Raw genomic sequence first — 4,870 nt, 5'->3', positions numbered from 1 at the left:
AAAGTAAAACGATGGCGAAATGCAACGCTAAGCTGCACTAAGCAAGAGTGGCGGCCTTGGTTTTAACCGGCCTTTGAGGCCGATCAAAAGGGATGTTTGCTACTAAAATACAACTGTTTACCCGAATAAGGGTGAGTTAAACGTAAACTTTGGGCATGTAGGCATAAACGGGATCTCGCCTTAATGACGTTGGCATCCCCGTAAAAGGTATCGCCCAAAATAGGATGCCCTAGGGCTAACATGTGTACCCGCAGCTGATGGGTGCGGCCAGTTTCTGGCGTTAGCTCGACTAAGGTACTGCTTGTGCGGCGCTCGATGACACGGTAGTGGGTGAGGGCGTTTTTTCCCCCGATTTCTCCCTTGGTTAGCGTTTTTTGATAAGGGGGATGTTCACTATCCGGCGCAATGGCAAGGTCGATAATGCCCTGTTCCTGCGTCACATGTCCCATCACCTCCGCTATATAGACTTTCTGACTTTGCCTATCTTGAAACTGGGTTTTTAAATGGGACTCGGCTTTTTTATGACGGGCGAACACCATAATGCCTGAGGTCGCACAGTCGAGTCGGTGGACTAAGATCGCTTCTGGATAAAGCTGTTGTAAGCGGGTTAACGCGCAATCAAAAGTGTGCGCGGCTCGTCCCGGATTCGACAATAATCCAGACGGTTTATTAATGATAATCAAGTCTTTATCTTGATAGCGGATATCTAGCCAAGGAATAGCAGGGGGCTGGTAATCAAATATTTGCATCTTTACCTCATTTTTGCGGCGGCATAGTAGCAAAATTTACGCAGGGACACAGCATTATCTGCAAGCAGTGTCGCCTTAGGGCGCAGGTCTGTTATCACCTGCTTTGTCTCTTGCTGATGGCTCTATCTTACTTAAGCCTTAAGCATGTGGTAAATATTCGGGCGGGGTTTTACGGCTCCAAATACGGGTGTAAGCCATCAGCTGTGGATAAAAAGTGCGAAAGGCCGTTTCGATTTCTATTTGCATCTTTTGCGTGACGTTATAAGCATCCTTAAATAGTTCGGGCTGCTGATGCTGCTTGGCCATGTGGGCAAAGGCCTTTTGTAAGCCTTTTTCGTTGGCATAACTGCCAAGCCAGTCTTCTTGGCGCATTAGCGGGAGGAGAGTCAGCAGCGCTTCAGGATGGTATGGATCTGCACCTTGGCTGGCAAAATGCGCTAAAGCGTCATAGGCCTTGTGACTAAATTCGGCCAATGGCTGGGGGTGATATTCTTCCCAGTAAAATGCTAAATAGTGATCAAAGCTTACCGCCATCAAATCTGCTGCTATGCTTCTTAACCGTGCCGGAAATGCTGCCATTAGCTCGATAGTGAGTTCGTGGGTGGCGCACAGGGAATTGATCTCTTGATTTAGCCATAACGCTTGGCGTAACGGAATCGGTGCCTGCCCAATGGGCGCGTGAATATAGTTAGCTGCCACATTGGCGGCAAGATCGGTGTGACTGATGTCGGCCAGATGTAAGTGGGTGAGAAAGTTCATATCTTGTGCTTGGTTAACCGCGTTAGGGCACGGTATCATGGGCAGGTAGGCTTGGGAAAGCGTCAATGCCTAAAATCGGCAATTTTTTCAAATTAGGATCATGGATGATGTGGAACTGGTTTAGTCAATTACTGGGGCGAAATAAGGCTTCTAAACGCTACAAAGTGCGGGTAGATATCCCTTTTGAACAACACCCTTTTACTATCGATGCGGTCAACCCGGTGCGTCATCAGGTCGAGACTGCAGCTCCTACTTCGCCCTCGGGCGACATCCCGCTCGCAAAAGCCGCGCAAGAAGTGGACGTTGACACTCAGTCATCTTGATCTTATCAGCCTCTAACCATAGACTAGCCGCCGTTCTAAGCTATCCTGAGGCTAATCATGCGTGTTGCAGACTTTTCTTTCGAACTCCCCGATGAGCTGATCGCTCGTTATCCCATGGCGCAGCGTAATGCATCACGCCTATTAACCTTAGATGGCAATAGCGGCGCATTAGGCGACAAACAGTTTACCGATCTATTGGGGATGATTCACCCCGGTGATCTGATGGTATTTAACAATACCCGAGTGATCCCTGCGCGTTTGTTTGGCCAAAAAGCCAGTGGGGGCAAGCTCGAAATCTTGGTTGAGCGTATGCTCGATGATAAGCGGATTCTCGCCCATGTGCGCAGCTCTAAATCCCCCAAGGTGGATAGCCTGATCCATCTCGATGGTGGGTATGAGATGAAGATGCTGGCGCGCCACGATGCCTTATTTGAACTCGAACTCTTGTCTGAACGCACCATTTTAGAAGTGCTTGAGGCGGTAGGGCATATGCCATTGCCACCTTATATCGACCGCCCCGATGAGGATGCCGATAAAGAGCGCTATCAAACCGTGTATAACCAAAATCCGGGTGCGGTAGCTGCGCCGACGGCAGGATTACATTTTGACGATGCCATGCTCGAGGCATTAAAAGCGAAGGGCGTTAATATCGCTTTTGTGACCTTACATGTCGGGGCAGGCACCTTCCAGCCTGTACGAGTGGAGAGCATTCTTGAGCATAAAATGCATTCTGAGTGGGCGAATGTGCCACAGGATGTGGTGGCGTTAATCGCGCAAACTAAGGCGGCGGGTAAACGCGTGATTGCGGTAGGCACGACATCGGTGCGCTCTTTAGAAAGTGCGGCTCGGGCCAGCAACGGTGCACTCAAACCCTTTAGCGGCGATACCGATATTTTTATTTACCCCGGCTATCAATTCCAAGTGGTCGATGCCATGGTGACTAACTTCCACTTACCTGAATCAACGCTCATTATGTTGGTCAGCGCTTTTGCTGGCTTTGATCATGTGATGGCGGCATATCAACATGCCATCAGCCACAAATATCGCTTCTTTAGCTATGGCGATGCGATGTTTGTGACGAAAAAAGCCCCCTAGGGGGCGATTTTGATTTAAAATAGCGGCCCCAATTAGGTTGGGGCGCTAGGGCGTCTGTCCGATAAGTTGACTCTGGCAAACCGCTCCTGTCTTGCATTAAGCAATCCGGCTTTTGCTATTAACCAGCCAAAGCCATTAACAAAAGTAGTCAGACTGTTTATCTGGCGAGGTGAAATATGAAATTTGAACTTGATACCACCGATGGTCGTGCCCGCCGTGGCCGGTTGATTTTTGAGCGCGGCACGGTAGAAACTCCCGCATTTATGCCCGTAGGCACCTATGGCACCGTCAAAGGCATGACGCCTGAAGAAGTGCGCGCAACTGGCGCGGATATTCTGCTCGGTAACACTTTCCATTTATGGCTGCGCCCTGGTGAAGAAATCATGCGTAAGCATGGTGATCTGCACGACTTTATGAACTGGCAGCGCCCCATTCTGACCGATTCGGGCGGTTTCCAAGTGTTCAGCTTGGGTGATATTCGTAAAATTACCGAAGAAGGTGTGCATTTCCGCTCGCCAATCAATGGTGAGAAAATCTTCTTAGATCCTGAAAAATCAATGCAAATTCAACATGCGTTGGGCAGTGATGTGGTAATGATTTTTGATGAATGTACGCCGTATCCCGCGACCGAAGATGAAGCGCGCAAGTCAATGCAAATGTCATTGCGCTGGGCGAAACGTTCGCGCGATGAGTTCGACCGCCTCGAAAACCCGAATGCATTATTTGGGATCATCCAAGGCAGTGTGTATGAAGATTTACGCGACGAAAGCTTAAAAGGCTTAGTCGAGATTGGTTTCGACGGCTATGCCGTCGGTGGTTTGGCGGTTGGAGAGCCGAAGGCGGATATGCACCGTATTCTTGAGCATGTTTGCCCACAAATTCCAGCGGACAAACCGCGCTATCTGATGGGGGTCGGTAAGCCAGAAGATTTAGTTGAAGGGGTGCGTCGTGGCGTCGACATGTTTGACTGTGTGATGCCAACCCGTAATGCCCGCAACGGTCATCTGTTTACCAGTGAAGGGGTGATTAAGATCCGCAATGCGCGGCATCGTGATGACACTTCACCGCTCGATGCTAAATGTGATTGTTATACCTGTAAAAACTATTCACGGGCATACCTTTACCATTTAGATCGCTGTAATGAGATTCTGGGTGCGCGTTTAAACACCATTCACAACTTGAGATACTATCAAATGTTAATGGAAGGTTTGCGCGGGGCGATTGAGACAGGTACATTAGACGCCTTTGTGAAGGACTTCTATACCAGTCAAGGTCGTGAAGTTCCAGAGTTAGTCGATTGAGTTAATTTTTACTAATAAGAAGAGAAAACTATGTTTATTTCAAATGCATATGCAAACGCAGCTGGCGCACCTCAAGGTGGCGGTACTATGGAACTGATTTTCATGCTGGTGATTTTCGGCCTGATCTTCTATTTCATGATTTTCCGTCCGCAATCTAAGCGCGTTAAAGAGCACAAAAACTTGATGGCTTCCCTTGGTAAAGGTGATGAAGTGCTAACCAGTGGTGGCATTTTAGGCAAAATCGCTAAGATCAGCGACGACAATGACTATGTGTTACTGAGCCTAAACGACACTACTCAAATCACCATTAAAAAAGACTATATCGCTGCAGTATTGCCTAAGGGCTCTATTCAGTCACTGTAAGAGAGTATTGAGTCTTTATAAGCCAAGGGAGCTCAGGCGTGTTAAATAAATACCCAATGTGGAAAAACATTATGGTGGTGCTCATCATCGCTATAGGTTGTTTCTATGCCGTACCTAACCTATTCGGTGAAGATCATGCGGTGCAAGTGGTGGCGACTCGGGGTGCTGAAGTCACGGCATCTACCCAAGCCAGAGTAAACGAGCTGTTAGCCAGTAAAGGCATTGCGGTAAAGCGCTCTGAGCTTGAAAAAGGTCAATTGTTGGTGCGTGTCCAAAACGC

The 4,870-nt window shown here is 48.5% G+C and carries 6 protein-coding genes and 1 pseudogene; 5 read left to right on the top strand and 2 right to left on the bottom strand.

The features are described 5' to 3' along the window. Positions 1–83 precede the first annotated feature (83 nt). Both ACRCZA_RS16715 and ACRCZA_RS16710 read right to left on the bottom strand, forming a co-directional pair. A complete protein-coding gene (locus tag ACRCZA_RS16715; protein ID WP_438675501.1) occupies positions 84–749 on the bottom strand; it encodes an RluA family pseudouridine synthase in 666 nt (221 codons plus the stop codon). 138 nt (positions 750–887) lie between these two features. Next, entirely contained in the window at positions 888–1,508 is a 621-nt protein-coding gene (locus ACRCZA_RS16710) for an ACP phosphodiesterase (protein ID WP_438675500.1), read from the bottom strand. Positions 1,509–1,612: 104 nt separating this feature from the next. Here ACRCZA_RS16710 and ACRCZA_RS16705 point away from each other — a divergent pair, with 104 nt between their 5' ends. The 5 genes and pseudogenes from ACRCZA_RS16705 to secD all read left to right on the top strand — a co-directional run. Continuing rightward, the gene (locus ACRCZA_RS16705) at positions 1,613–1,831 is read left to right on the top strand and encodes a hypothetical protein (RefSeq protein WP_438675499.1); all 219 of its coding nucleotides are present in this window, start codon (positions 1,613–1,615) and stop codon (positions 1,829–1,831) included. A 57-nt stretch (positions 1,832–1,888) separates the two neighbouring features. Next, positions 1,889–2,926, top strand: a complete 1,038-nt coding sequence (queA, locus tag ACRCZA_RS16700) for a tRNA preQ1(34) S-adenosylmethionine ribosyltransferase-isomerase QueA (RefSeq protein ID WP_438675498.1) — start codon at positions 1,889–1,891, stop codon at positions 2,924–2,926. Positions 2,927–3,102: 176 nt separating this feature from the next. After that, positions 3,103–4,227, top strand: coding sequence for a tRNA guanosine(34) transglycosylase Tgt (gene tgt, locus ACRCZA_RS16695; protein WP_438675497.1), 1,125 nt, complete (start codon positions 3,103–3,105; stop codon positions 4,225–4,227). 30 nt (positions 4,228–4,257) lie between these two features. Then, positions 4,258–4,590 (top strand): preprotein translocase subunit YajC, encoded by a 333-nt coding sequence (gene yajC / locus ACRCZA_RS16690; protein WP_438675496.1) that lies wholly within the window; start codon positions 4,258–4,260, stop codon positions 4,588–4,590. A gap of 38 nt (positions 4,591–4,628) precedes the next feature. Beyond that, positions 4,629–4,870, top strand: a pseudogene (gene secD / locus ACRCZA_RS16685) (protein translocase subunit SecD); the annotation flags it as partial.

It is taken from the genome of Shewanella sp. (genome assembly GCF_051658185.1).
In the GTDB taxonomy this organism is placed as follows: domain Bacteria; phylum Pseudomonadota; class Gammaproteobacteria; order Enterobacterales; family Shewanellaceae; genus Shewanella.
The sequence above is the reverse complement of the archived record's forward strand: the minus strand, read 5'-3'. Positions and strand labels throughout refer to the sequence as shown.

Coding starts and splice junctions, on each gene's coding strand:
- ACRCZA_RS16715 (WP_438675501.1), bottom strand. CDS start 749: ATGCAAATATTTGATTACCAGCCCCCTGCTATTCCTTGGCTAGATATC.
- ACRCZA_RS16710 (WP_438675500.1), bottom strand. CDS start 1,508: ATGAACTTTCTCACCCACTTACATCTGGCCGACATCAGTCACACCGAT.
- ACRCZA_RS16705 (WP_438675499.1), top strand. CDS start 1,613: ATGATGTGGAACTGGTTTAGTCAATTACTGGGGCGAAATAAGGCTTCT.
- queA (WP_438675498.1), top strand. CDS start 1,889: ATGCGTGTTGCAGACTTTTCTTTCGAACTCCCCGATGAGCTGATCGCT.
- tgt (WP_438675497.1), top strand. CDS start 3,103: ATGAAATTTGAACTTGATACCACCGATGGTCGTGCCCGCCGTGGCCGG.
- yajC (WP_438675496.1), top strand. CDS start 4,258: ATGTTTATTTCAAATGCATATGCAAACGCAGCTGGCGCACCTCAAGGT.